At 69.0% G+C, this 25,040-nt stretch carries 22 protein-coding genes and 1 other RNA gene; 13 read left to right on the top strand and 10 right to left on the bottom strand.

The annotated features are described in order from the left end of the window. Positions 1–40 precede the first annotated feature (40 nt). Positions 41–301 carry a type B 50S ribosomal protein L31 gene (locus ACAM42_RS19640; RefSeq protein WP_056580149.1) on the bottom strand — a complete coding sequence of 87 codons (261 nt, stop codon included), beginning with the start codon at positions 299–301 and terminating at the stop codon, positions 41–43. Between the two features lie 197 nt (positions 302–498). On the opposite strand from ACAM42_RS19640, the gene ACAM42_RS19635 reads away from it, so the two are divergent. Continuing rightward, on the top strand, positions 499–1,566 hold the full coding sequence (locus ACAM42_RS19635; RefSeq protein WP_369629088.1) for an oxidoreductase: 1,068 nt from the start codon (positions 499–501) through the stop codon (positions 1,564–1,566). Between the two features lie 54 nt (positions 1,567–1,620). On the opposite strand, the gene rho is transcribed toward ACAM42_RS19635, so the two are convergent. Continuing rightward, positions 1,621–2,886 (bottom strand): transcription termination factor Rho, encoded by a 1,266-nt coding sequence (gene rho / locus ACAM42_RS19630; protein ID WP_062473130.1) that lies wholly within the window; start codon positions 2,884–2,886, stop codon positions 1,621–1,623. Positions 2,887–3,068: 182 nt separating this feature from the next. After that, a complete protein-coding gene (trxA, locus tag ACAM42_RS19625; protein ID WP_042578306.1) occupies positions 3,069–3,401 on the bottom strand; it encodes a thioredoxin TrxA in 333 nt (110 codons plus the stop codon). A 160-nt stretch (positions 3,402–3,561) separates the two neighbouring features. Between trxA and ACAM42_RS19620 the strand changes: the two genes are divergently transcribed. From ACAM42_RS19620 to ACAM42_RS19610, 3 genes are read left to right on the top strand one after another with little or no spacing between them, the layout of a single operon-like run. Continuing rightward, entirely contained in the window at positions 3,562–6,117 is a 2,556-nt protein-coding gene (locus ACAM42_RS19620; protein WP_369629087.1) for a PD-(D/E)XK nuclease family protein, read from the top strand. Next, positions 6,114–9,386 (top strand): UvrD-helicase domain-containing protein, encoded by a 3,273-nt coding sequence (locus tag ACAM42_RS19615; RefSeq protein ID WP_369629086.1) that lies wholly within the window; start codon positions 6,114–6,116, stop codon positions 9,384–9,386. The genes ACAM42_RS19620 and ACAM42_RS19615 overlap by 4 nt, the downstream gene beginning before the upstream one ends. Further along, entirely contained in the window at positions 9,383–10,621 is a 1,239-nt protein-coding gene (locus ACAM42_RS19610) for a TIGR03862 family flavoprotein (protein WP_369629085.1), read from the top strand. The genes ACAM42_RS19615 and ACAM42_RS19610 overlap by 4 nt, the downstream gene beginning before the upstream one ends. Before the next feature lie 13 nt (positions 10,622–10,634). Here the strand turns inward: ACAM42_RS19610 and ACAM42_RS19605 are convergent, their stop codons facing one another. Both ACAM42_RS19605 and ffs read right to left on the bottom strand, forming a co-directional pair. After that, complete coding sequence (locus ACAM42_RS19605; protein ID WP_369629084.1) at positions 10,635–11,063, bottom strand: GNAT family N-acetyltransferase; 429 nt, start codon at positions 11,061–11,063, stop codon at positions 10,635–10,637. A 104-nt stretch (positions 11,064–11,167) separates the two neighbouring features. Further along, an RNA gene (gene ffs, locus ACAM42_RS19600) (signal recognition particle sRNA small type) lies at positions 11,168–11,264 on the bottom strand. A 114-nt stretch (positions 11,265–11,378) separates the two neighbouring features. On the opposite strand from ffs, the gene dnaX reads away from it, so the two are divergent. From dnaX to ACAM42_RS19565, 7 genes are all read left to right on the top strand, one after another. After that, the gene (gene dnaX / locus ACAM42_RS19595) at positions 11,379–13,226 is read left to right on the top strand and encodes a DNA polymerase III subunit gamma/tau (protein WP_369629083.1); all 1,848 of its coding nucleotides are present in this window, start codon (positions 11,379–11,381) and stop codon (positions 13,224–13,226) included. A 74-nt stretch (positions 13,227–13,300) separates the two neighbouring features. Beyond that, positions 13,301–13,633 carry a YbaB/EbfC family nucleoid-associated protein gene (locus ACAM42_RS19590; RefSeq protein ID WP_007836669.1) on the top strand — a complete coding sequence of 111 codons (333 nt, stop codon included), beginning with the start codon at positions 13,301–13,303 and terminating at the stop codon, positions 13,631–13,633. A 7-nt stretch (positions 13,634–13,640) separates the two neighbouring features. Then, entirely contained in the window at positions 13,641–14,231 is a 591-nt protein-coding gene (gene recR / locus ACAM42_RS19585; RefSeq protein WP_062473120.1) for a recombination mediator RecR, read from the top strand. Between the two features lie 51 nt (positions 14,232–14,282). Further along, positions 14,283–14,675: an MAPEG family protein gene (locus ACAM42_RS19580; RefSeq protein WP_159271584.1), complete on the top strand. Its 393-nt coding sequence runs from the start codon at positions 14,283–14,285 to the stop codon at positions 14,673–14,675. Between the two features lie 138 nt (positions 14,676–14,813). Then, complete coding sequence (locus ACAM42_RS19575; RefSeq protein ID WP_062473116.1) at positions 14,814–15,851, top strand: ABC transporter substrate-binding protein; 1,038 nt, start codon at positions 14,814–14,816, stop codon at positions 15,849–15,851. A gap of 52 nt (positions 15,852–15,903) precedes the next feature. Next, positions 15,904–16,719 carry an ABC transporter ATP-binding protein gene (locus ACAM42_RS19570; RefSeq protein WP_307586782.1) on the top strand — a complete coding sequence of 272 codons (816 nt, stop codon included), beginning with the start codon at positions 15,904–15,906 and terminating at the stop codon, positions 16,717–16,719. Beyond that, a complete protein-coding gene (locus tag ACAM42_RS19565) occupies positions 16,716–17,549 on the top strand; it encodes an ABC transporter permease (protein WP_062473112.1) in 834 nt (277 codons plus the stop codon). The genes ACAM42_RS19570 and ACAM42_RS19565 overlap by 4 nt, the downstream gene beginning before the upstream one ends. Positions 17,550–17,576: 27 nt before the next feature. Here ACAM42_RS19565 and ACAM42_RS19560 read toward each other — a convergent pair whose 3' ends face one another. The 3 genes from ACAM42_RS19560 to gloB all read right to left on the bottom strand — a co-directional run bounded on the left by ACAM42_RS19560 (position 17,577) and on the right by gloB (position 21,782). Then, on the bottom strand, positions 17,577–19,337 hold the full coding sequence (locus tag ACAM42_RS19560; protein ID WP_062473110.1) for a monovalent cation:proton antiporter-2 (CPA2) family protein: 1,761 nt from the start codon (positions 19,335–19,337) through the stop codon (positions 17,577–17,579). Positions 19,338–19,401: 64 nt separating this feature from the next. Next, positions 19,402–21,006 (bottom strand): transglycosylase SLT domain-containing protein, encoded by a 1,605-nt coding sequence (locus tag ACAM42_RS19555; protein ID WP_159271586.1) that lies wholly within the window; start codon positions 21,004–21,006, stop codon positions 19,402–19,404. Next, positions 21,003–21,782, bottom strand: a complete 780-nt coding sequence (gene gloB, locus ACAM42_RS19550; RefSeq protein WP_369629082.1) for a hydroxyacylglutathione hydrolase — start codon at positions 21,780–21,782, stop codon at positions 21,003–21,005. The genes ACAM42_RS19555 and gloB overlap by 4 nt, the downstream gene beginning before the upstream one ends. Between gloB and ACAM42_RS19545 the strand changes: the two genes are divergently transcribed. After that, positions 21,781–22,542 (top strand): class I SAM-dependent methyltransferase, encoded by a 762-nt coding sequence (locus ACAM42_RS19545; RefSeq protein ID WP_223301333.1) that lies wholly within the window; start codon positions 21,781–21,783, stop codon positions 22,540–22,542. The two genes, gloB and ACAM42_RS19545, sit on opposite strands and share 2 nt — an antisense overlap. Positions 22,543–22,608: 66 nt before the next feature. Then, on the top strand, positions 22,609–23,058 hold the full coding sequence (gene rnhA / locus ACAM42_RS19540; protein WP_095745544.1) for a ribonuclease HI: 450 nt from the start codon (positions 22,609–22,611) through the stop codon (positions 23,056–23,058). A 22-nt stretch (positions 23,059–23,080) separates the two neighbouring features. Here the strand turns inward: rnhA and glp are convergent, their stop codons facing one another. Beyond that, complete coding sequence (glp, locus tag ACAM42_RS19535; RefSeq protein ID WP_369629081.1) at positions 23,081–24,397, bottom strand: gephyrin-like molybdotransferase Glp; 1,317 nt, start codon at positions 24,395–24,397, stop codon at positions 23,081–23,083. After that, the gene (gene mobA / locus ACAM42_RS19530; RefSeq protein WP_307693018.1) at positions 24,394–25,038 is read right to left on the bottom strand and encodes a molybdenum cofactor guanylyltransferase MobA; all 645 of its coding nucleotides are present in this window, start codon (positions 25,036–25,038) and stop codon (positions 24,394–24,396) included. Before mobA ends, glp begins: the two co-directional genes overlap by 4 nt. Between the last annotated feature and the right edge of the window lie 2 nt (positions 25,039–25,040).

Below are 25,040 nucleotides of genomic sequence, written 5' to 3'. Positions count from 1 at the left end.
GGTAAACCGGGCTGCCCTCGACGCCAGAGCGCGTGCCTGATTACTTGGCAGCGGTCTTGCCGAAGCGGTTGCGGAACTTCTCGACGCGACCACCCATGTTGTCCACCGACTTTTGCGTGCCGGTGTAGAAGGGGTGCGATTCGCTCGTGGTGTCGAGCTTGAACAGGGGCAGCTCGCGGCCGTCGTCGGTCTTGCCCATTTCCTTGGTGTTCGCGCACGAACGGGTCACGAACTTGAAGCCGTTCGACATGTCGACGAACAGAACTTCGCGGTAATTCGGGTGGATGCCTTCTTTTGCCATGGTGTTTCCTTTTGCGCTGTTGGAATCAATGCGCGGTCGATGCGAGAGCCACCAGCGTGCCAGCAATCTGGCGCGCCGCCCTGAGGTCTTGACGTGAAGTGAAGGCCAAGGAAGCCGGGCGACGTGCCCAGCCGCACTTTTCGCGGAGCCCATGATTATCGCATACTGCCCCAATTGCGAGCAAACCGGGCCCTCCCATGACTTCTACACCCCTTCGCGCCGGCCTCGTCGGCTACGGTTTTGCCGGCCAGACCTTCCATGCGCCAGTGCTTTCGGCCGTTCCGGGGCTCGAACTGGCGGCCGTGGCGAGCTCGCAGCCGCACAAGGTGCACGCCGACTGGCCCGGCGTGGCCGTGGTGCCCGACGTGGCGGCGCTGGTCGCCCGGGCGGACATCGACCTCGTGGTGGTGGCAACGCCCAATGCCCAGCACCATCCGGTCGCCAAGGCGGCGCTGGAGGCTGGCAAGCACGTGGTCGTCGACAAGCCGTTCACGCTCGATGTGGCCGAAGCGCGGGAGCTCGAATTGTTGTCTACACGCAACAATCGCGTGCTATCGGTCTACCAGAACCGGCGCTTCGACGCCGATTTCCTGACGCTCCAGCAGGTCCTGGCGTCTGGCGATCTGGGGCGCCCGGTGTATCTGGAATCGCATTTCGACCGGTTCCGTCCCGAGGTTCGCGAGCGCTGGCGGGAGCAGCCCGTGCCGGGCGCGGGCCTGTGGGTGGACCTGGGTTCGCACCTGCTCGACCAGGCCGTGCAGCTTTTCGGCCGGCCTGACACGCTGCAACTCGACACTGCCGCCTTGCGCGATGGCGCACGGGTCGAAGACTATTTCCACGCCGTGCTGCGCTACGAGAGCGGCCCTCATGCGCCTTTGCGTGTGGTGCTGCACGCCACGACGCTCGCGGCCCATGCGGCACCGCGCTACATCGTGCACGGCACGCGCGGGAGCTACGTCAAGCACGGCGTCGACACGCAGGAAGACGCGCTGCGCGCCGGCCAGCGGCCGCCGGCCGAAGGGTGGGGCGCCGATCCGCTCGATGGCGAACTCACGCTGGTCGGCAGCGACGGCGCGCCGCACTTTCGCGCGGTGCCGACGCAGGCCGGCAACTACGCCGACTACTACGCCGCGGTCCGCGATGCGATCCTCGGCAAGGGGCCCAATCCCGTGCCGCCCGCGCAGGCCGTCGCGCTGATGGAACTGCTCGACATCGGCCGCCAGAGCGCCGCCGAAGGCCGCGCCATCCGCATCGAGCGCCCATGAAAAAAGCGCGTTGACCCGTGAGGGCCAACGCGCTTTTGCGGAAGAGCCTGAAGCTCAGCCGCCGCGACGCATCATGTCGAAGAACTCGACATTGGTCTTGGTCGCCTTCATGTTCTTGAGCATCAGCTCCATCGACTCGATCTCGTCCATGTTGTACATGAGCTGGCGCAGGATGCGGGTCTTCTGCAGGATCTCGGGGGCCAGCAGCAGTTCTTCGCGGCGCGTGCCGCTGCGATTGAGCTGGATCGAGGGGAACACGCGCTTTTCGTACAGGCGGCGGTCCAGGTGGATTTCGGAGTTGCCGGTGCCCTTGAACTCTTCGAAGATCACTTCGTCCATGCGGCTGCCGGTGTCGATCAGCGCGGTGCCGATGATGGTCAGCGAGCCGCCTTCTTCCACGTTGCGCGCGGCGCCCAGGAAGCGCTTGGGACGCTGCAGCGCGTTGGAGTCGACACCGCCGGTCAGCACCTTGCCCGACGAGGGCACGACGTTGTTGTAGGCGCGGGCCAGGCGGGTGATCGAGTCCAGCAGGATCACCACGTCCTTCTTGAGTTCGACCAGGCGCTTGGCGCGCTCGATCACCATTTCGGCGACGTGCACGTGGCGCGCTGCGGGCTCGTCGAAGGTCGAAGCAATGACTTCGCCCTTCACCGTGCGCTGCATTTCGGTCACTTCTTCAGGGCGCTCGTCCACGAGCAGCACCATCATGTGCACGTCGGGGTAGTTGGCGCTGATCGCGTGGGCGATGTGCTGCATCATCACCGTCTTGCCGCTCTTGGGCGGTGCCACGAGCAGGGCGCGCTGGCCTTTGCCGATGGGGGCGATGATGTCGATGATGCGGCCGGTGAGGTTCTCTTCGCCCTTGACGCCTTCGCGTTCCAGCTTCATCTGTTCCTTGGGGAACAGCGGCGTCAGGTTCTCGAACATCACCTTGTGCTTGTTGGCTTCGGGTGCGCCGTCGTTGACCTTGTCCAGCTTGGTCAGTGCGAAGTAGCGCTCGCCGTCCTTGGGCGTGCGCACTTCACCTTCGATCATGTCGCCGGTGTGCAGGTTGAAGCGCCGCACCTGGCTGGGCGAGATGTAGATGTCGTCGGTGCTGGCAGTGAAGCTGGTGTCCGGGCTGCGCAGGAAGCCGAAGCCGTCGGGCAGGATTTCGAGCACACCGTCGGCGAAGACCTGTTCGCCGGCCTTGGCGCGCTTCTTGATGATCGCGAACATCAGCTCTTGCTTGCGCATGCGGCCGATGTTTTCGATCTCAAGCGCCTCAGCCTGCTTGAAGACTTCAGACACGTGGAGTGCCTTGAGTTCGTTTAAGTGCATGGAACGACCCCTGGAGGGGTAATCGAATCGGGAACGGGGGGAGGTTTGATGTGGGGCAAGAACTGCCTCACGAACCGGGGAACTCGAACCGGTTGCCTGATGAAAGGCCCGGTGAACTGAGGGCGATTATGACAGGAAAATCGCCCCGGCCAACGCATTGCGCGCTGGCCGGAAGAAATGCATCAGGCGAGTTGCTGGTCGATGAAGGCCGTGAGTTGCGCCTTGCTCATGGCGCCGACCTTGGTGGCGGCCAGCTGGCCGTCCTTGAACAGCATCAGCGTGGGGATGCCGCGAATGCCGAACTTGGCGGGGATGTCGCGGTTCTCGTCGACGTTGAGCTTGGCGATCTGCAGCTTGCCTTCGTAGGTGGCCGAGACTTCGTCCAGGATGGGGGCGATCATCTTGCAGGGACCGCACCATTCGGCCCAGTAGTCGACCAGAACCGGCTGGCTGGACTTGAGCACGTCGGCCTCGAAGGAAGAATCGGAGATGTGTTTGATCAGTTCGCTGGCCATGTGATGTGTCCTTGTGCGCAGAGAGAGTTTCGGTGCAGCTAAAGTGCGGGTCATTGTGACAGAAACCAAGGGGTGACGTGCCATGCGGCCCGGCTATGGCGGCGATAGCCAAAGCCCTTTGCGGCCCTGCCGCCGACCCCCTCAACCCCCTCGATAGAACATGAACGAAGGCCACCCCGTCCAGGCCCTGTGGTGCGATCCCGCCGACGGCGTCGTCGCGCGGATCGTGCGCGCGCTCGACGAGCGCCAGCTGCATGCGGCGCGCACCGTGGTGCTGGTGCCGTATGCGCAGCTGATGGCGGTCGCGCGCGGCATGTGGGCGCGCTGCGGCAGCCCGGGCTTCGTGCCGCGTTTCGAGACTACGCACAACTGGGCGCGCAGCGCGGGCGGCTTCCTGCCGTCCGGCTACGACATCGCCTTCGACATGGCGCGCGACCTGGTCACGGCCCAGGGCCTGCTCGCGCAATCGGGCTTCCAGGCCGAACGCTTCGCGCTCGCGGGGCGCGTGGTCGAGCTGGCCTATCAGCTGGCGCCGCTGGCATCCGCCGTGGCGCCTGAGGTGCGCGGCAGCGACTGGGCACAGGGCGCAGCCAAGGTGGCCGATGCCGGCAGCGAGTCGGAGTGGTTCCGCATCGAGAGCGCGCTGATCCGCGTCGCCGTGGCCTGGGCCGCGAACTCGGGCTATGCGACCGACGTGCTGCTGCGCGACGCGGCGCGCACCCAGGTCGATGCGCTGATCGTGCTCGAAGGCTTCCAGATCGATCCGCTCACGCAGGCCCTGTGCGCGCTGTGGGGCGACCGCGCGATCCGCATTCCGCTCGTGCCCGCCGATGCCCCGCCGTCTGCCGCCCACGCACACGTGGCGCTCGACCCCGAGGACGAGGCCCAGCTGGCCGCCGCCTGCGTACTGCAGCACCTGGCCGAGGGCCGCGCGCCGGTTGCGCTCGTTGCCACCGATCGCGCGCTCACCCGCCGCATCAGCGCCCAACTGAGCACGCAGGGCATCGTCACGCACGACGAAACCGGCTGGAAGCTGTCCACCACGCGCGCCGCCGCCACGCTGATGAGTGCCTTGCGCGCTTGCGCGCACGACGCAGCCACCGACCAGGTCCTCGAATGGCTCAAGAGCGGCGCCGAGGTCGATGGGTTCGCCGTGCAGTCGCTCGAAATGCGCCTGCGACGCGAAGGCGTGCGCGACTGGCAGGCCTGGTGCGCGTTGATCGCGCGCAGCGACAAGCCGCAGGACGAAAGCCTGCGCACGTTCACCGCCACCATCGAAGCCCGCCGCGCCCCGATGGCGCGCGCGCGCTCCCTGGCCGAGTGGCACCGCGCACTGCGCGAGCTGCTGACGGCCGGCGAGCAGTGGGACGCGCTCGCCGCCGACTTCGCGGGCGCCAAGGTGATCGCCGCCCTCTGGCTCGATGCCGACGCGCACGGCGAGGAAGACGAATTCCCCGGCGGACGCCACAGCCTGGCCGAGTTCACGGCCTGGGCGCGCGACGTACTCGAAGACGCCAGCTTCGTGCCGCCCGCCGGCGACGAGGCGCCCAAGGTGTCCGTGCTGCCGATGTACCAGTTGCTGGGCCGCGTCTTCGGCGCCGTCGTCATTCCCGGCTGCGACGACCGCCGCATGCCCGCGTCGCCCGAGCCGCCGGGCAACTGGAGCGCGGCGCAGCGCCTCGACCTGGGGCTGGCCTCGCGCGAGGTGCTGGAGACCGCGCAGCGCGCGGCCTGGGCCATGGCCACGCGCAACCCGAACTGCGACCTGGTCTGGCGCCATTCCGACGCCAGCGGCGAGCCCGTGCGGCCGAGCCCGCTGGTGCAGGCCCTGCAGCTCGCGCACGCATTGCAGCCGGGCGTCGATCCGCGCACGCCGCGCGACGTCACCGTCACGCCGACCCTGCGGCCCACGCCCTCGGGCGCGCTGCTGCCGCTCACCAACGTGTCGACCAGCGTCTACGAGGACCTGCGCCGCTGTCCCTATCGTTTCTTCGCGCTGCGCCAGCTGGGCCTGCGCACCGCCGACGAGCTCGATGCCGAGGTCGACAAGCGCGACTTCGGCAACTGGCTGCATGCGGTGCTCGGCCAGTTCCACGAGACCCTGCGCGACGCGCCGATCAGCGATGCGCAGGCGCGCGCCACGCTGCTCGCCGACACCGCGCGCGATGTCACGCAGACGCTCGGCTACTCCGATGCCGAGTTCCTGCCGTTCGCCGCGGCGTGGCCGGCGGTGCGCGACGGGTATCTCGAATGGCTCGCGAAACATGAAGCAGACGGGGCGGTCTTCGTCGAGGCCGAGCCCTGGAAAGAGCAGCCCCTGGGCACCCTGCGGCTGGTCGGTCGGCTCGACCGCGTCGACCGCACGGCCGACGGCCAGCCCTTCGTGATCGACTACAAGACCGAGACCGCCTCCGTCACCAAGGAGCGCGTGAAAGACCCGACCGAAGACACGCAGCTCGCCTTCTACGCGGCGCTGGTGGCCGACGACACCTTGCGTGCGGCCTACGTCAACGTGGGCGAGAAGTCGTCCGGCACGCAGACCGTCGAGCAGCCCGCCGTGGTCGAGGCGCGCGATGCGCTGGTCGCCGGCATCATCGACGACTTCGCGCGCATCGCGCAGGGTGCGCCGCTGCCGCCGCTGGGCGAGGGCAGCGTCTGTGATTTCTGCGCCGCACGCGGCCTGTGCCGCAAGGATTTCTGGGAGGTCACGCCATGAACGGCGCTGCCTACGAACACAACGGCCGGCACGTCGCGCGCGAGGCCTTCTACACCGTCGCCTGCGATCCGCGGCGCTCGGTCGCGGTCGAGGCCTGCGCGGGCGCCGGCAAGACCTGGATGCTGGTGTCGCGCATCGTGCGCGCGCTGCTCGAAGAGGGCGATTCCGCCTGCGAGCCTCACGAGATCCTGGCCATCACCTTCACCAAGAAGGCCGCCGGCGAAATGCGCGAGCGGCTCGACCAATGGCTCGCGCTGTTCGCCGAACTCGATCCCGCCGCTTCGCAGCGCGAACTCGTGATGCGCGGCATGACGCCCGAGGCCGCGCAGGCCGCCGTGCCGCGCCTGCAGGGGCTCTACCGGCGACTGCTCGAAGGCGGGCGGCCGGTGCAGTTCCGCACCTTCCACGCGTGGTTCGCGGGCCTGCTGCGCAACGCGCCGCTCGCCGTGCTGCGCGAGCTGGGGCTGCCCGCGAACTACGAACTGCTCGAAGACGATGCGGAGGCGCGCAACCACACTTGGCGTCCGTTCTTCGAGGCCGTGACCGGCGATGCGCGCGCGTTGGCCGACTACTACGCCGTCGTCGCCACCCACGGCCGCTCGCAGACGGCCAAGGCGCTGGGCGAGGCGCTGTCGAAGCGGGTCGAGTTCTCGCTGTCCGATCCCCAGGATGCGGTGACACCGTTCGACGTGCTGTACCCGGCCCTGCAGGGGCTGGAGGTGCCGACCGACGCGTTGCGCGGCGAGGCCGTGCGCCGCCGCTGGCTCGACCGCGCTGCCGCCCTCGGCCGCGAGGCCAACAAGACACCGCAGAAGGCGGCCGAAGCCATCATCGACGTGTTCGGCATCGGCGAGCCCGCGCCCGAGGCGCTGGCCGATGCGCTTGCCGTGCTGCGCAAGACCTTCTTCGTCGCGAGCGAAGACCGGCTCACCAAGAACCTGCAGAAATTCCCCGCCGCGCAAGAGGCCGAGACCGAACTGCAACTGCTGTGCGCCGCGCAGGCCCAGCACGCGGCATGGCTGTACCAGCAGCGCATGACGCGGCTCACGCGCCTGCTGATCACCGCGTTCGGCGAGGTCAAGCGCGCGCACGGCTGGGTCGACATGAACGACGTCGAGCAGGCCGCGCAGCTGCTGCTGGGCCAGTCGGCGCTGTCGGGCTGGGTGCAGGAGCGGCTCGACGCGCGCGTCGCGCACCTGCTGATCGACGAGTTCCAGGACACCAACCCGCTGCAGTGGCAGGCGCTCTACGGCTGGCTCAGCGCCTACACCGGCGCGGGCGGCAGCGCGCCGCGTGTGTTCATCGTGGGCGACCCCAAGCAGAGCATCTACCGCTTCCGCCGCGCCGAGCCGCAGGTGTTCATCGCCGCCAAGAAGTTCGTGCGCGAAGGGCTCGGCGGCGAACTGCTCAACTGCGACCACACGCACCGAAACGCGCGCGCCGTGGTCGGCCTCGTCAACAGCGCGATGCTGGCCGCGCAGGCGGTCGGCGAGTTCGACGGCTACCGCGCCCACACCACCGAGCGCGGCGACGAGGGCGAGCTGCTGAAGCTGCCCGCCATCGACCGCGACGCGCTCGACACCACGGCGGCCGCCGCGCCGGCCGACGACGGCATGCTGCACTGGCGCGACAGCCTCGTCACGCCGCGCGTGCTGCCTGAAGAGCAGCTGCTGCAGAAGGAATGCGAGCAGGCCGCGCGCTGGGTCGCGCAGCGCATCGCCGACGGCACGCCGCCGCGCCAGATCATGGTGCTGGCGCGCCGCCGCAGCCGGCTGTCGGCCATGCAGGACGCGCTGCGCCGCCGCCACATTCCCGTGCAGCAGCCCGAGAAGAACGACCTGAACGACGCGCCCGAGGTGCAGGACGTGGTCGCGCTGCTCGACGCGCTGGTGTCGCCCGCGCACGACCTGTCGCTGGCACGCGCGCTCAAGTCGCCGCTGTTCGGCATCGACGACGACACGCTGGTACAACTGGCCCGCTGCCAGCGCGAGACGCCAGTGGCCAGCTGGTTCTCTTTGATCCAGAAGGGCGAAGGCCTGCCGACCGTGCTGACCGAGGCGGGCGTGCAGCTGCGCCGCTGGCAGCGCTGGCTGATGGCGATGCCGCCGCACGACGCACTGGACGCGATCTTTCACGACGGCGACGTGCTCGCGAAGTTCGGCGCCGCGGTGCCGGCGGCCTTGCGCCAGAGCGCGCTGGCCAACCTGCGCGGACTGGTCGCCGCCTCACTCGACATCGACGGTGCGCGCTTCGCGACGCCGTATGCCCTGGTGCGGGCCTTGCGCGCGGGCGGCGTGCGCGCGCCCACTGTGGCCGCGCCCGAGGCGGTGCAGTTGCTGACCGTGCACGGCGCCAAGGGCTTGGAGGCCGACACGGTGCTGATGCTCGACTGCGACGCGCCACCGCCGCGCGCGCAGACCATGGGCGTGCTGGTCGAGTGGAGGGGCAGTGACAGCGCGCCGACGCGCTTCGTGTTCCTGGCCAGCGAGAAGACCCCGCCGGCCTGCGCCGCCGCGCTGCTCGAAGAGGAGCAGCGCGCGCGCCACCGCGAAGAACTCAACGGGCTCTACGTGGCGACCACGCGGGCCCGCGAGCGGCTGGTGCTGTCGTCGGTGAAGCCGTCGCGCGCCAATGAGGGCAGCTGGTGGGCGCGGCTGGAGCCGCTGTGCGAGCCGACCGAGGCCGACGAGCCGCTGGTCGAGGCCTCCGCCGCCGGCGAGACCGGGGTGGGCACCTTCGCGATGAAGCGCCTGCCCGCGCCGCTCGTGGCTGCAACCGGTGCGCCGCCCGAAAAGAAAAAGGCACAAGACGCCACGGTCGACGCGCGTGCCGCCGCGTTCGGCCAGGCCATGCACCGGCTGCTCGAATGGGCGGTGCCCGGCGAGGCGCTGCCGCCTGCGCATGTGCGGGCGGCCGCGCGCGAGTTCATGCTCGATCCGCAGCAGGCACGTGGCGCCGCGGCGCTGGCCCAGCGCATCCGCGCGGGCGCCGGTGCCTGGGTGTGGGACGATCGCAGCATCGACTGGCATGGCAATGAAGTCACGCTGGTCCACGAGGGCGATACCTTGCGCATCGACCGGCTGGTCCGCGAGCGCGCCACCGGCGCATGGTGGATCCTCGACTACAAATCGGCCGCGCGCCCCGAACGGGACGCGGCCCTGATCGCACAGATGCAGCGCTACCGCGCTGCCGTGCAACATGCCTACCCCGGTGCCATGGTGCGCGCCGCGTTCCTGACCGGGCAGGGCGAACTGGTGAATCTCGAATGACTTTTTCTTCTACCGTCGCCGTCATCGGCGGCGGACCTGCCGGCCTGATGGCGGCCGAAGTGCTGAGCGCGTCCGGCGCGCAGGTGCATGTGTACGACGCGATGCCCTCGGTGGGCCGCAAGTTTTTGCTGGCCGGCCGCGGCGGCCTCAACCTCACGCACTCCGAGCCCTTCGACGTGTTCGTGACCCGCTTCGGCGAGCGCCGCGCGCAACTCGAGCCGCTGCTCGCCAAATTCGGTCCGCAACAGGCGCGCGAGTGGGCGGCCGGACTGGGCATCGAGACCTTCGTCGGCACCTCGGGCCGCGTGTTCCCGACCGACATGAAGGCCGCGCCCTTGCTGCGCGCCTGGCTGCATCGTTTGCGCGCCGCGGGCGTGCAATTCCACATGCGGCATCGCTGGGTGGGTGATGGGGCCTTCGATGCGAACGCGCTGCGCTTCGCGACGCCGGCGGGCGAGGTCACCGCCAAGGCCGATGCCGTGGTGCTGGCCCTGGGCGGCGCGAGCTGGGCGCGCCTGGGCTCCGACGGGGCGTGGGCTCCGTGGCTGCTAGCGCAGGGCGTGGCGGTGGCGCCGCTGCTGCCCGCCAATTGCGGCTTCGACGGCGCAGGCTGGAGCGAGCATTTTTCAAGCCGCTTCGCGGGGCAACCCTTCAAGTCGGTCGCGATCGCTTTCACCGACAGCCAGGGACGGCACTTCGCGCGCAAGGGCGAGTTCGTTGCCACGGCCACCGGCATCGAAGGCAGCCTGGTCTATGCGGCGTCGGCGCTGCTGCGCGACGAGATTGCAGCGAACGGCAGTGCGACGCTGCTGCTCGACCTGCTGCCTGACCGCAGCGCCGAACAGGTGCTGGCTGCAGTGAAGCATCCACGCGGCGCTCGCTCGCTGAGCAGCCACCTCAAGAGCCGTCTCGGCATCGAGGGCATCAAGGCGGGCGTGCTGCACGAAGCGTTGAGCAAGGAAGCGATGCAGGACCCGGCGCAGCTGGCGGCCACCATCAAGGCGGTGCCGCTGAAGCTGGTCGCGACGCGGCCGGTCGACGAGGCGATCAGCACGGCGGGCGGCGTGCGCTTCGACGCGCTCGATCCGGCCCTGATGGCGACGGCGCTGCCCGGCGTGTTCGCGGCCGGGGAGATGCTCGACTGGGAAGCGCCGACCGGCGGCTACCTGCTCACTGCGGCGATGGCCAGCGGGGCGGCTGCGGCGCGCGGCGCGATCCAGCGGCTGGGGCTGTAGCGGCAGGCGCTGCTCAGCGCTTGCACGGCCAGAAAAAGACCTGCTCGGGGTCGTCCGCATCGAGGTTGTCGATGTGGCCGCTCTCCCTGAACCCGGCTTCTTTCAGCAGCGCGTGCATCGCCGTATTGGAGCGATTCGTCGAGGTGAAGAGCTTGGGGCGTTCGCAGATCGACTGGAAGTGATCGACGAGTCGCAGGCCGAACCGCCTGCGGCGAAATGGTTCGCCGACCATCAGCATTTCGATGAACCCGCAGTCGAAGAAGTGGTGGTGCAGCACGCCGTAGGCGGTAATGTCGCCGTCCACCTCGATCACATGGCAGAAGCGATCCTCGATCCAGCCTTTGATCTGCACGGCGCGGCGCGCATCGTGCGCGGCGACGGTGTCGAGGCGCACCAACGCTTCGAGATCACTGATGCGGGCGGGCCGGATGTCCAAGTTCATGGATGGCTGCGCGAAGTTCTGGGAATTTGAGGTGTCCGGGGCGGTAACCCCTGGACACGGCGCGTAAGTTCTCTGCAAAGGAACTCACGGCTTCTGGATGTTAGGTTGACGAGCCTTACCCCTGGCACTGACTACGCAGTTAGGGCTGCTTGGTTCCCCACCTGACCCGGTTGGCCACTTCACCATGCAGGGAGGCCCGTCAGCCTGCATTCTAACCGCGCGGATTTGCCCCCTTGGCCGGGGCGTGAATCATTTCGACGGTGGATGGGAAACAAGCGTGAAGTGACCCCCGCCGCGCCTTTTAGAATGCCCGCAATGTCTTATCTCGTGCTCGCTCGCAAGTTCCGTCCGAAAACCTTCGGTGAGATGGTCGGTCAGGGGCATGTGGTCCAGGCGCTGGAAAACGCGCTGACGACGCAGCGCCTGCACCACGCCTATCTGTTCACCGGGACGCGGGGCGTGGGCAAGACCACGGTGTCGCGCATCCTGGCCAAGTCGCTCAACTGCCAGGGCCCGGACGGGCAGGGCGGCATCACGGCCACGCCCTGCGGCGTGTGCCAGGCCTGCCAGGACATCGATTCGGGCCGCTTCGTCGATTACACCGAGCTCGACGCGGCCTCCAACCGCGGCGTGGACGAAGTGCAGTCGCTGCTCGAACAGGCGGTCTACAAGCCGGTGCAGGGGCGCTTCAAGGTCTTCATGATCGACGAAGTGCACATGCTCACGAACACCGCGTTCAACGCGATGCTCAAGACGCTCGAGGAGCCGCCCGAGTACCTCAAGTTCGTGCTGGCCACGACCGATCCGCAGAAGGTGCCGGTGACGGTGCTGTCGCGCTGCCTGCAGTTCAACCTGCGGCCGATGGCGCCCGAGACGGTGCTCGAACACCTCACCAGCGTGCTGCAGACTGAACAGGTGCCGGCAGAGCCGCAGGCGCTGCGTCTGCTGGCGCGCGCCGCGCGCGGCTCGATGCGCGACGCGCTCTCGCTCACCGACCAGGCCATCGCCTTCGGCAACGGCGAGTTGCTCGAGACCGGCGTGCGCCAGATGCTCGGCAGCGTCGATCGCGGCCATGTCTTCCGCCTCATCGAGGCGCTCGCACAAGGCGACGGCAAGACCGTCGTCGACACCTCCGAGGCGCTGCGCCGCGACGGCATGTCCGCCGCGTCCACGCTCGAAGAAATGACGGCGGTGCTGCAGGCCATGGCCGTGCTGCAGGCCGTGCCCTCGCGCGCCGAATCGGCCGATGCGGCCACCGACCCCGACGCGGCCGACACGGCGCGCCTGGCGTCGCTGATGCCCGCCGACGAGACGCAGCTGCTGTACAGCCTGTGCCTGCATGGGCGCGGCGAGCTGGGCCTGGCGCCCGACGAGTACGCGGCGCTGACCATGGTGCTGTTGCGGCTGCTGGCCTTCAAGCCCTCCCATGCGGCCGCTTCGACGGCCTCCACGGAAAAAAAAACTCTGAATGACGCCGGCGGCGCCGCGCCGCGGGCTCCCGCGCGCGATGCCGCCCCGGTTTCCCGGCCTTCGGTGCCCGATCCGGCACCCGCTGCCGCGCCTTCGCAACCGCCCGCACAACCCGCGCCGGCCGGCCAGCGGCTCGCGGTGGTCGATGCCCCGCAGCGCCAGCCCGTGCCCCGGCCTGCCCCGCAAGAGGCGTCCGACGCCACCGCAGCCCATGTCGTCGGCGTGCCGATCCGCGTGCAACCGCCGCCCGGCCAGCGCGACGTGCCGCGCGAAGAAGAACAGCGCAGCACCTACACCCCGATCCCGCCGAGCGAAGAGGGCGACTTCTGGCACGCCACGGTCATGCAGCTCGTTGCCGCCGAAAGCGTGGCGGCACTGGCGCGCGAGCTCGCGCTGCAGTCGCAGCTGGTGGCGCGCGACACCGACCAGTGGATGCTGCGCATCGAGCGCGAAACCCTCAACCAGCCGTCCAGCCGCGAGAAGCTCACGGCGGCGCTGCAGGGCCTCGGCCACAATGTGAGGCTGGCCATCGAGATCGGCGGCGTGGTCGACAGCCCGGCGCGCCGCAACAAGCAGGCGGCCGACGAGCGCCAGCGGGTGGCCGAGGAAGCCATCCGCAGCGACCCCGAGGTGCAGATGCTGATGCGCGACTTCGATGCGAAGATCGTGCCCGGATCGCTGAAGCCCCTCTGAAGCCGGCGCCGCAGTCGCCGCATTTTTCGACCCGTATTCTTTCCATCACCAACCCATCACAGACAGGACCAACGATGTTCAACAAAGGACAACTGGCCGGCCTCATGAAGCAGGCGCAGGCAATGCAGGACAACCTCAAGAAGGCCCAGGAAGAACTGGCGCACATCGAGGTCGAAGGCGAGTCGGGCGCCGGTCTCGTCAAGGTCGTCATGACCTGCAAGCACGACGTCAAGCGCATCACCATCGACCCCAGCCTGCTGGCCGACGACAAGGACATGCTCGAAGACCTCGTGGCTGCCGCCTTCAACGCCGCCGTGCGCAAGGCCGAGGAAACCAGCGAGCAGAAGATGGGCAAGTTGACGGCCGGCATGCCCGGTCTCCCCCCCGGCATGAAGCTCCCGTTCTAAGCGAGGCATGGCAGACGCCAGTTCGCTCGATGCGCTGGTCGATGCGCTGCGCCGGTTGCCCGGTGTCGGCGTCAAGTCGGCCTCGCGCATGGCCTTCCACCTGCTGCAGCACGACCGCGAGGGCGCGCAGCTGCTCGCGCGTGCGCTGCAGCAGGCGGCGGGCCAGGTGCGGCACTGCGAGCTGTGCAACACCTTCACCGAAGCGCCGATCTGCCATGTCTGCATGGACTCGCGGCGCGACGGCACCAAGCTGTGCGTGGTCGAGACACCGGCCGACCAGGCCGCGCTCGAGCGCACGGGCGCCTTTCGCGGCTATTACTTCGTGCTCATGGGCAAGCTCAGCCCGCTCGACGGCATCGGGCCGAAGGACATCGGCCTGCAGAAGCTGTTCGACCGCGCACGCGACGGCACGGTGAGCGAGGTCATCCTCGCGACCAATTTCACCGCCGAAGGCGAGGCCACGGCGCACGTGATCGGCGAGGCGCTCAAGCAGCACGGGCTCACCGTGACGCGTCTGGCGCGCGGCGTGCCGGCCGGCAGCGAGCTCGAGTACGTCGACCTCGGCACCATCGCGCACGCGCTGGTCGATCGCCGCTGACGCGCGGCCTGTGCAAGGCCGCGTTCGTTCTTCCCTTTTGTTGTCGCCTCCATGACCTTCTCACTGCTCACCGTCGCCTACTGGTGCGTGTTCATCGCCTGCGGCCTGCCGTACCTCGCGGCATGGATCGCGAAGGCGGGCAGCTTCGGCGTGCGCGACAACATGCATCCGCGCGACTGGGCTGCCAAGCAAAGCGGCTGGCGCGCACGCGCCAACAGTGCGCAGGCCAACAGCTTCGAAGGCCTGCCGTTCTTCATCGGCGCGGTGGTCATTGCGCACCAGCTCGGCGTGGCGCAGGCGCGGCTCGACATGCTCGCGGTGGCCTACGTGGTGCTGCGCGTGATCTACCTCGGCCTGTACATCCGCGGCGCGCCGAGCGCGCGCAGCGCGGTCTGGGCACTCGCGTTCCTGGTCAATATCGCGATACTTTTTCTGGCGCGATAGCGCCTTGGCGAAGGCTTCTCCAGGAGGCCTTCGTGCTTACGTGAAAACCCGCACGGGATGACCCCGATGCAGGCCCACAGGGCGCACGCCTAAGCTCGATTCAGTTCACCAGAATCACAGAGCCCGCAGGACCGCGCCATGCTTCATCGCAGAACCCTCATCTCCGCCTCCGCAGTCGCTGCCGCAGCGATTGCATTGCCGCGGGTCTTTGCGCAGCAGGCCAAGCTGGAGAAAACCAAGGTCTCGATTGCGGTGGGCGGCAAGGCGGCGTTCTACTACCTGCCGCTCACCATCTCCGAGCAGCTGGGCTACTTCAAGGCCGAAGGGCTCGAAGTGGAAATCTCCGACTTCGCCGGCGGCGCACGCGCACTGCAAGCGGTGGTGGGTGGCTCGGCCGATGTCTGCTCGGGCGCCTACGAACACACGATCAACCTGCAGGCCAAGAACCAGTTTTTCCAGGCCTTCGTGCTGCAGGGCCGCGCACCGCAGATCGCGGTGGGCGTGTCGACGAAGAACATGGCGGGCTACACCGGCATCCAGGACCTCAAGGGCAAGAAGATCGGCGTCTCGGCACCGGGCTCGTCGACCAACATGGTGGCCAACCTCGTGCTCTCGCGCGGCGGCCTCAAGGCCAGCGACGTGAGCTTCATCGGGGTGGGCGTGGCGGCCGGTGCGCTCACCGCGCTGCGCTCGGGCCAGATCGACGCCATCAGCAACACCGACCCGGTGATGACGATGCTCGAGCAAAAGGGCGACGTGAAGATCATCAGCGACACGCGCACGCTCAAGGGCACCGAGCAGGTGTTCGGCGGGCCGATGCCCGCGGCCTGCCTCTACGCGCCGATCGACTTCATCCAGAAGCACCCCAACACCTGCCAGGCGTTGGCCAACGCGATCGTGCGCGGCCTGAAGTGGCTGCAGACGGCAGGGCCGGGCGACATCATCAAGACCGTGCCCGAGACCTACCTGCTGGGCGACCGCGCGTTGTATCTCGCGTCGTTCGACAAGGTGCGCGAGTCCATCGCCACCGACGGCCTCGTGCCGGCCGAAGGGCCGAAGACGGCGCTCAATGCCATCGCGAGCTTCGACACTTCGGTCAAGGCCGACAAGATCGACCTCGCCAGGACCTACACCAACGATTTTGCAAAGCGTGCGAAAGACAGGTTCAAAGCCTGATTGCGAACGTTCAGCAACCCGGCTTCGGCCGGGTTTTTTCTTCCGGAGCGCCATGTCCGACTACGCACTCGAACTCCTTTCCATCCGCTGCACCTTTCTTTCGAAGGACGACCCGGGCCAGCGCTACACGGCGGTGGACGACACCACGCTGCGCATCGGCGCGGGCGAGTTCGTCTCGGTGGTCGGGCCCACGGGCTGCGGCAAGTCGACGCTGCTGAACGTGGGCGCGGGGCTGCTCGAGCCGTCGTCGGGCGGGGTGAAGGTGTTCGGTCAGCCGCTCACGGGCGTGAACAAGCGCGCCGGCTACATGTTCCAGACCGAGGCGCTGATGCCGTGGCGCAGCGCCATCGACAACGTGAAGGTGGGGCTGCAGTACCGCGGCGTGCCCGACGCCGAGGCGCACGCGCAGGCCGAGGCGTGGCTCTCGCGCGTGGGCCTCACGGGCTTCGGCGACCGCTACCCGCACCAGCTCTCGGGCGGCATGCGCAAGCGCGTAGCGCTGGCGCAGACGCTGGTGCTCGACCCCGACATCATCCTCATGGACGAGCCCTTCAGCGCGCTCGACGTGCAGACGCGGCAGCTGATGGAAAACGAAGTGCTCGAACTCTGGAGCGCAAAGAAGAAGGCCGTGCTCTTCATCACGCACGACCTCGACGAAGCCATTGCGATGAGCGACCGCGTGGTGGTGCTGTCGGCCGGCCCCGCGACGCGGCCGATCGGCGAGTTCGTGATCGACCTGCCGCGTCCGCGCGACGTGGCCGAGGTGCGCACGCAGCCGCGCTTCGTGGAGCTGCATCGGCAGATCTGGGAGGTGCTGCGCGACGAAGTGCTCAAGGGCTATGCGCAGCAACTGAGGAAGGCCGCATGATGCCGCGTCTCGACGCGCGCCATGCGCGCTTCTGGCAGCTCGCGCTGCTCGCCGTGATTCTTGTGCTGTGGCACGTTGCTTCGCGCAACGACCAGATCGCGTTCTTCCTCGGCCAGCCGATCGTGGTGGCGGGGCGCATCTGGAGCTGGTTCCTGCCCTTCGAGGTGCCGCCGAACCTGCTGTTTCCCGAAGGCCTGAAGGGCAACGCCGACATCTACCGCCACCTGGGCACGACGCTGCTCGAAACGGTGCTGGCCTTCGGCATCGGCACGGCGCTGGGGCTGGGTTGCGGCCTGTGGCTGGCGCTGGCGCCCACGGCGAGCCTGATCCTCGATCCGTACATCAAGGCCGCCAACTCGATGCCGCGCGTGATCCTCGCGCCGATCTTCGCGCTGTGGTTCGGCCTGGGCATCTGGAGCAAGGTGGCGCTGGCCGTCACGCTGGTGTTCTTCATCGTGTTCTTCAACGTCTACCAGGGCGTGCGCGAAGTGAGCCCGGTGGTGCTGGCCAACGCCAAGATGCTGGGCGCCAACCAGCGGCAGTTGCTGCGCACGGTGTACCTGCCCAGCGCCACGAGCTGGGTGTTCTCCAGCCTGCACACCTCGGTGGGCCTGGCCTTCGTCGGTGCGGTGGTGGGGGAGTACCTGGGCTCGGCGCGCGGTGTGGGCTACCTGATCCTGCAGGCGGAGGGCACGTTCGACGTGAACACGGTGTTCGCGGGCATCGTGGTGCTCACGGCCTTCGCGCTGGCGCTCGACGGGCTCGTGGGGCTGATCGAGAAGCGGCTCATGAAGTGGCAGCCGCGCAGCGGAGAGACTGAAAAGCTCTGAGCCGCGCGTTCAACGCGCCCAGTGCCTTCAGTGGGTCTGGCGCGTCTCGGTGTTGACCTGCACCAGCGCGCGTCCTGCGAAGAGTCCGCCGGACATCTCGAGCACCAGCCGTTCCTTGTCGCGGCGGCGCAGGTCGTCGATCACTTCGTCGGCTTCCTCGGGCGTGGCGCCCAATGCGACCACGCCTTGCCGGCCGAAGGCCATCGCCGATTCGAAGGTCTCGCGGATCTGGTAGTCGACGTCGAGCTTCACGAGCTCCACCGCATGTTCCCGGTCGAAGGCGCGCACCATCAGGTGCGCATGCGGGAACTCGGCCTTCACGTGTTCGGCGATGCGCGTGGCCACGGCGCGGTTGTCGATGCACACCATGATCGCGCGGGCGTTGTGCGCGCCGGCCGCGTGCAGCACGTCGGCGCGTGCGCCGTCGCCGTAGTACACCTTGAAGCCGAAGTCGGCGGCGTCGCGGATCACCTGCGTGTCGTTGTCGATGATCGAGATGGAGGCACCGCGCGCCAGCGCGCCCTGGATCGCGATCTGCCCGAAGCGGCCGAAGCCGATCACGAGCACGTTGCCGGCCAGTTCCTCGGCTTTCTCCACGCCCTCCATCGAGGCCTGCGCGGTGGGCGCGAAGCGGCGATGCACCAGCACCACCAGCGGCGTGAGCGCCATCGACAGCACCACCACCGCCGTCATGTTGGCATTGACCGTCGGGCTGATGACCTTGGCGGCGAGCGCCGACGAGAACAGCACGAAGGCGAACTCGCCGCCCTGCGCCATCAGCACCGCGCGGTCGAGCGCATCGGCGGGCGAGCTCTTGGCGAGTCTCGCCACGCCGTAGATGCACAGCGCCTTGACCACCATCATCGAGATCACGCCCGCGACGATGAGCTGCCAGTTCTGCGCCACCACCGCGAGGTCGAGCGACATGCCCACGCCGATGAAGAACAGGCCCAGCAGCAGCCCGCGGAAGGGTTCGATGTCGGCTTCGAGCTGGTGGCGGAAGGTCGATTCGGACAGCAGCACGCCGGCCAGGAAGGCGCCCATGGCCATCGACAGGCCGCCGACCTGCATCAGCAGCGCCGCGCCCAGCACCACGAGCAGTGCCGCGGCCGTCATCACCTCGCGCGCCTTGGAGTTGGCGAGCACGCGGAACAGCGGATTGAGCAGCCAGATGCCGGCCGCCACCAGCGCCGCGAGCGCACCCACGGCAATGCCGATGCCGATCCAGCGCGAAGGTGCAATGGCCTGCTGCGCCGCATCCACCGGTGCGATGAAGGCGACGATGGCCAGCAGCGGCACGATCAGCAGGTCTTCGAAGAGCAGCACGGCGACGATCTTCTGGCCGCGCGGCGCGGCAATGTCGCCACGCTCGCCGAGCAGCTGCATCACGATGGCCGTGGAGGTGAGCACGAAGCCCATCGCGCACACGAACGAGACGGCGAGCGGGAAGCCGAAGGCCATGCCCACGCCGGTCAGCAGGATGCCGCACACCACCACCTGCAGGCTGCCCAGGCCGAAGATGTCGCGCCGCATGCTCCACAGGTGCGACGGCCGCATCTCGAGCCCGATCACGAAGAGGAACATCACGACACCGAGTTCGGCCGTGTGAAGGATGGTCTGCGGGTCGGTGAAGAGGCCGAAGCCGAAGGGCCCGATGGCCAGGCCCGCCGCCAAGTAGCCGAGCACGGAGCCCAGCCCGAGCCGCTTGAACAGCGGCACGGCCACGACGGCGGCCCCCAACAACGTGACGACCTTGATGAGATCGCCCGCGCTTCCTTCGACTGCCATGGCCTGTCCTCCTGATGTCGCTTTTTGGGTCCGGGCCCGGCACCGCCCGCCGGCAGGGCAGGGGTCAGCGCTTGCGCTTGGACGGCGTGCCGCCGCGCGGCTGGCGCACCACCGCCTGCTTGGCGCTGCTGCTGCCGCGTGCGGCGGCCTTCACCGGCGCGCCGCCGCGCTTGGACGTGACCACCGCCGCGCCCCGGCCGCGCGCGGGCGCTGCACCCGAGCCGACACGCGCCGCGGGCGTGGCGCGCACCGGCAGGTACACGACCACGCTGTAGCCGCGCTTGAAGGCGTGGTTGGGGTTGACGTCGTTCCAGTCGGCCACGGCCGCCGGCTTGAGGTTGTAGCGGCGCGCGATGCTCGCCACGTTGTCCGAGCGGCCGGCCTTGACGGTGGTGCGGCGCGTGATGATCTCGGGCTGGAAGCTCAGGTGGCCGCCGTCGGCCACGACCGCCGCCACGTCTTCCTTCACGCGCGCGCCGCGCGGCACGATGAGCGTGGAGCCGGCCTTGATGAGCATGCGCGGCGGCACGTTGTTGAGCGCGCGCAGGTCCGACTCGCTCATGCCCGAGCGCTGGGCGGCGTCGGCCACCGTCATGGTGGTGGGCACGACCCAGGCGGTCCAGCTGGCGTACTGGCCCTGCGTGTAGGCGTCGAAGTTGCGCTTGAAGACCGCCGCGTTGTCCCAGGGCAGCAGGATCTCGGAGGTGCCGGCCGCGATCAGCACGGGCTTGTGGGCGGCGGGGTTGAGCGCGCGGAAGTCCTCGATGCGCACGTCGGCCAGCTTGGCCGCCAGTTCCACGTCGAGGTCGCGTGTGAGCGGCACGGTCTGGAAGTAGGGGTGGTTGGCGATCAGCGGCAGCTCGGCGTTGAAGGCCTGCGGATTGGCCACGATGTTCTTCACGGCCTGCAGCTTGGGCACGTAGAGCCGGGTCTCGGCCGGCATCGACAGGTCGCTGTAGGTGGTGGGCAGGCCCAGGCGCTGGTTCTTGGCGATGGCGCGTCCCACGCTGCCTTCGCCCCAGTTGTAGGCGGCGAGCGCGAGCTGCCAGTCGCCGAACATGCCGTAGAGCTTTTGCAGGTAGTCGAGCGCGGCGCGGGTGGAGGCCACCACGTCGCGGCGGTCGTCGCGGAAGATGTTCTGCTTGAGGTCGAAGTCGGTGCCGGTGGCGGGCATGAACTGCCACATGCCGGCGGCGCGCGCGCTGGAGACGGCCTGCGGGTTGAAGGCGCTCTCGATGTACGGCAGCAGCGCCAGCTCGGTCGGCATGTTGCGGCGCTCGAGCTCCTCGACGATGTGGAAGATGTACTTGTTCGAGCGCTCGGTCATGCGCTGGATGTAGTCGGGCCGGCTGGCGTACCACTGCTCGCGGTCACGCACCAGGTCGCTTTCCAGGTTGGGCATCTTGAAGCCGCGGCGGATGCGGTCCCACATGTCGGCCGGCGGTGCCAGCGTGACCACGCTCTGCGAACGCGCCTGGCCGCTGGTGAGCGGGCTGAGGTTGGAGTCACGCGGATAGATGGGCGTGGCGCTGCCCGAGGGGCGGGCGCCGGTGCCGCCGGCAGCGGTGCCGGCCTTGGCGGAGGTGGAGGAAGAAGCGCTGTTGTCCGTGCTCGCGCAGCCCGCGAGTACCAGGGAGCCTGCAAGGCAGGTGGCAACGATAAATTTCATCGGAAGTCGTTTTTCCATTGGCGCAGGGCGGCGAACACCTCGGCTTCGGCGGCATCCGCGGAAAGCTCGGCATGGGCCCGCACTGCTCGAAAGACGGTGGCTTCGCGGCTGCGAAGAAAGGGGTTGATCCGGCGTTCGATCGCCAGTTGCGACGGCAGTGTGGGCTGCCCTTGTGCGCGCAGGCTTTCGCAACGCGCGTTGTAGTGAGTGAGTTCGTCGTTGCCGGGTTCCACGGCGCGGGCGAACTTCAGGTTAGCAAGTGTGTATTCGTGCGCACAGCACACGCGCGTGTCGCCGGGCAATGCGGCCAGGGCGTCGAGCGAGGCGAGCATCTGCGCGGGCGTGCCTTCGAACAGGCGGCCGCAGCCGCCCGAGAAGAGGGTGTCGCCGCAGAACAGCACGGGGGCCTGCGCGGCCGAGGCCGGCAGGAAGTAGGCGATGTGCCCGGCCGTGTGGCCCGGCACGTCGATGACCTCGAAGCGCAGGCCCAGGGCCTGGGCGATGTCGCCTTGCACCAGCGGCGTGAAGGGCTCGGGGATGCGCTCGCGCGCGGGGCCCCACACCTTCGCGCCCGTGGCCGCATGCAGCGCGGCCACGCCGCCCGTGTGATCGGGGTGGTGGTGCGTGACTAGAATCGCGGCCAGCTGCAGCTTGTGGTGCGCCAACGCATCGAACACCGGTTGGGCATCGCCCGGGTCCACCACGATGGCGTGGTGCCCGTCGTGCAGCATCCAGATGTAGTTGTCAGCAAAAGCGGGCAGCGGAACAAGGGTCATGAGCGGTCAAATTATAGGTTTGCAGGATTGGTTCGCGACCCCCCCCGGCCGCTACCTCCTGGCCTGGGAGCAGGCCCAGTTCGACGAGGCGGTGGCCGATGTTTTCGGTTACCACGCCTTGCAGCTCGGGGCCGCCGAGGTCGACGGGCTGCGCGCCAACCGCATGCCGCACCGCTGGCTGGCCCTGACCGACCCGGTGCGGGCCGGCAAGGCGACGCTGGTGACCGATTTCGCCGCCTTGCCGTTCGCGGCCAACAGCCTCGATCTCGTGGTGCTGCCGCACGCCTTGGAACTCAGTCCCGATCCGCACGCCACGCTGCGCGAGGTTGAGCGGGTGCTGGTGCCCGAGGGGCGGGTGGTGATCTGCGGCCTGAACCCGACCAGCCTGTGGGGCCTGCGGCAGCGCCGCGGGCACCTGTACCGCCGGCTGGGCCTGGGCGAGACCTTCCTGCCCGAGGCCGGCGAGTTCATCGGCTACTGGCGCATGCGCGACTGGCTGCGCCTGTTGAGCTTCGAGGTGGAGTCGGGCCGTTTCGGCATCTACCGGCCGGCGGTGCGCAGTGACGCCTGGCTGGAGCGCTCGCGCTGGATGGACGCCGCCGGCGAGCGCTGGTGGCCGATCTTCGGCGCCGCCTACTTCCTGGTGGCGGTGAAGCGCGTGCGCGGCATGCGCCTGCTGAGCGCCGACTGGCGCCGTAGCGGCGCGCGGGCGACGGCGCCGGTGCCCATCGCGGGCAAGGTGCACCGCAGCAAGCAGTGAACGAACGAATCCATGGACGCGGGCGGCATCGCCCGCATGACGCTAGAGAAAAAAGGAACAGTCAGTTTGAACGAAGTCGTGATCTACACCGATGGCGCGTGCAAGGGCAACCCGGGACCGGGCGGCTGGGGCGCGTGGCTCAAGTCGGGCCCCACCGAGAAAGAACTGTTCGGCGGTGAACTCAACACCACCAACAACCGCATGGAACTCACGGCCGTCATCGAAGGCCTGGCGGCACTCAAGCGGCCCTGCAAGGTGTTGCTGTACCTGGACAGCCAGTACGTGCGCATGGGTATCACCGAGTGGATTCGCGGCTGGAAGGCCAAGGGCTGGCTCACCTCGACCAAGCAGCCCGTGAAGAACGTCGAGCTTTGGCAGAAGCTCGACAAGCTGGTGTCCGAGGGCGGCCACCAGATCGAGTGGCGCTGGGTCAAGGGCCACTCGGGCGACCCGGGCAACGAGCGGGCCGACATGCTGGCCAACAAGGGCGTGGACAAGGCCCTGGGCCGGATCTAACCCTCAGCGGCAGGGCCAGGGGCTAGATCAGCCCTTCGAAGACCATCACGTCGACCTCTTGCCCGGCGTCGACATGGCCCTGCTCGTGAGGCAGCACCACGAGCCCGTTGGCCTCGAGCATCGAACTCAGCACGCCCGACCCCTGGTGCGCCGCCACCCGCACCTCGGGCAATGACCCCGGCACCTGGCGCACGACGCCGCGCTGGTACTCGGTGCGCCCCGGCTTCTTGCGGATGGGCCCCGCGCTGCGCGCGCGCAGCAGCGGCGGCGGGGCGCAGGCTTCGTCGTGGCAGCCCATCAGCCGCAGCAGCGCCGGGCGCACGAAGGCCAGGAAGGCGACCATCGCCGCCACCGGATTGCCCGGCAGGCCGAACAGCACGGCCGACGTGGCCGTGGCCTCGCGCGGACGCGGAATCAGCCCCACCGCCAGCGGCCGCCCGGGCCGCATCGCGACCCGCCAGAAGGCCATGTCGCCCAGTTGCTGCATCACGTCGCGTGTGTGGTCGGCCGCGCCCGCGCTCACGCCGCCGCTGGTGACGATGGCGTCGGCCTCGCGCGCCGCGCGCTGCAGCGCGGCCGCGAGCGTGGCGGGATCGTCGTGCACCAGGCCGAGGTCGACCACCTCGCAGCCCAGCCGCGTGAGCAGGCCGAACAGGGTGTAGCGGTTGCTGTCGTACACGGCGCCTTCGCGCGGCGTGTCGCCCAGGCAGAGGATTTCGTCGCCGGTCGAGAAGTACGCCACGCGCAGCCGGCGCCGCACGGTCACGCGCGCCAGGCCGAGGCTGGCGACCATGCCGAGCGCGGCCGGCGACAGGCGCTCGCCGCGCCGCAGCGCCGCCTGGCCCTGCATCAGGTCTTCGCCGGCGAGGCGGCGGTTGTCGCCGCGGCCCAGCACGCGCGCCGGAAAGCAGACCTGGTCGCCGTCGACCTTGCAGAACTCCTGCGGGATCACGGTGTCCAGGCCGGCCGGCATCATCGCGCCAGTCATGATGCGCACCGCGTCGTTCGGCCCGAGCGCGCCGCGCCAGGTCGAGCCGGCCAGCGCCGTACCCGCCACGCGCAGCGTGAGCGAATGGTCGATGGGCGCATCGGCCGGCAGCAGCGCGCCGTCGAAGGCGTAGCCGTCCATGGCGGAGTTGTCGTGCGGCGGCACGCTCACGGGCGAGACGAGGTCGTCCGCCAGCACGCGGCCGAGCGCGTCGCGCAGCGCGACCTCTTCGGTGTCGGCCACGGCCAGCGGCGCTACGAGGCGCGCGAGAAAGGCGGCGACGGTGTCGACGTCGAGGTCGCCCGCGTCGTAGTCCGCGAGGTCGGCGGCGATGGCGGCGATGCGGCTCATGGCTGTTCGAGCGTCTGCAGGTCGGCCAGCGTGTTCGCGTTGAAGAAGGCGTCGGGCGCGTCGCCGGGGCGGTCGAAGGGAACGGTCAGGGCGTTGTGCTGCGCGGTCCAGGCGCCGACCTTGCGGCCGCCTTCCTCGACAAAGCGGCGCAGGCTGTCGCGCAGTTCGATGTGCAGCAGGCAGAACACCGGCTGGCGACGCAGCACCGTGCGGCCGTCGGCCTCGGTTTCAGGCGCGGCGGCCATGGCGATGCGCGCGTGGGCGCCCTCGGCGGCCAGGGCTTCGGCCAGCCGCGCCGCCAGGTCGGGCGGAAAGCGTGGCGTGTCGCAGGGCACGGTGAGCAGCCAGGGCGTGGGGCAGTGTTCGAGTCCGCTCAGCATGCCGGCCAGCGGGCCGGGGTGGTCGGGCACGCTGTCGGCGAACACGGGCACGCCCAGCGCCTCGTAGGCCGCGAAATTCCGGTTGGCGTTGATCAGCACGCGGCCGACCTGCGGCCGCAGCCGCCGCACGGCGTGCGCGGCGAGCACTTCGCCCTGGAGCAGTTGCAGGCCCTTGTCGACCCCGCCCATGCGGGTGCCGCGCCCGCCGGCGAGCACGAGGCCCGTGATGTCGGCCGCTGCGATGGCCGGTGCGGTACCCATGG

The organism is Variovorax sp. V35, from assembly GCF_041154465.1.
Taxonomy (GTDB): domain Bacteria; phylum Pseudomonadota; class Gammaproteobacteria; order Burkholderiales; family Burkholderiaceae_C; genus Variovorax; species Variovorax boronicumulans.
The sequence above is the reverse complement of the archived record's forward strand: the minus strand, read 5'-3'. Positions and strand labels throughout refer to the sequence as shown.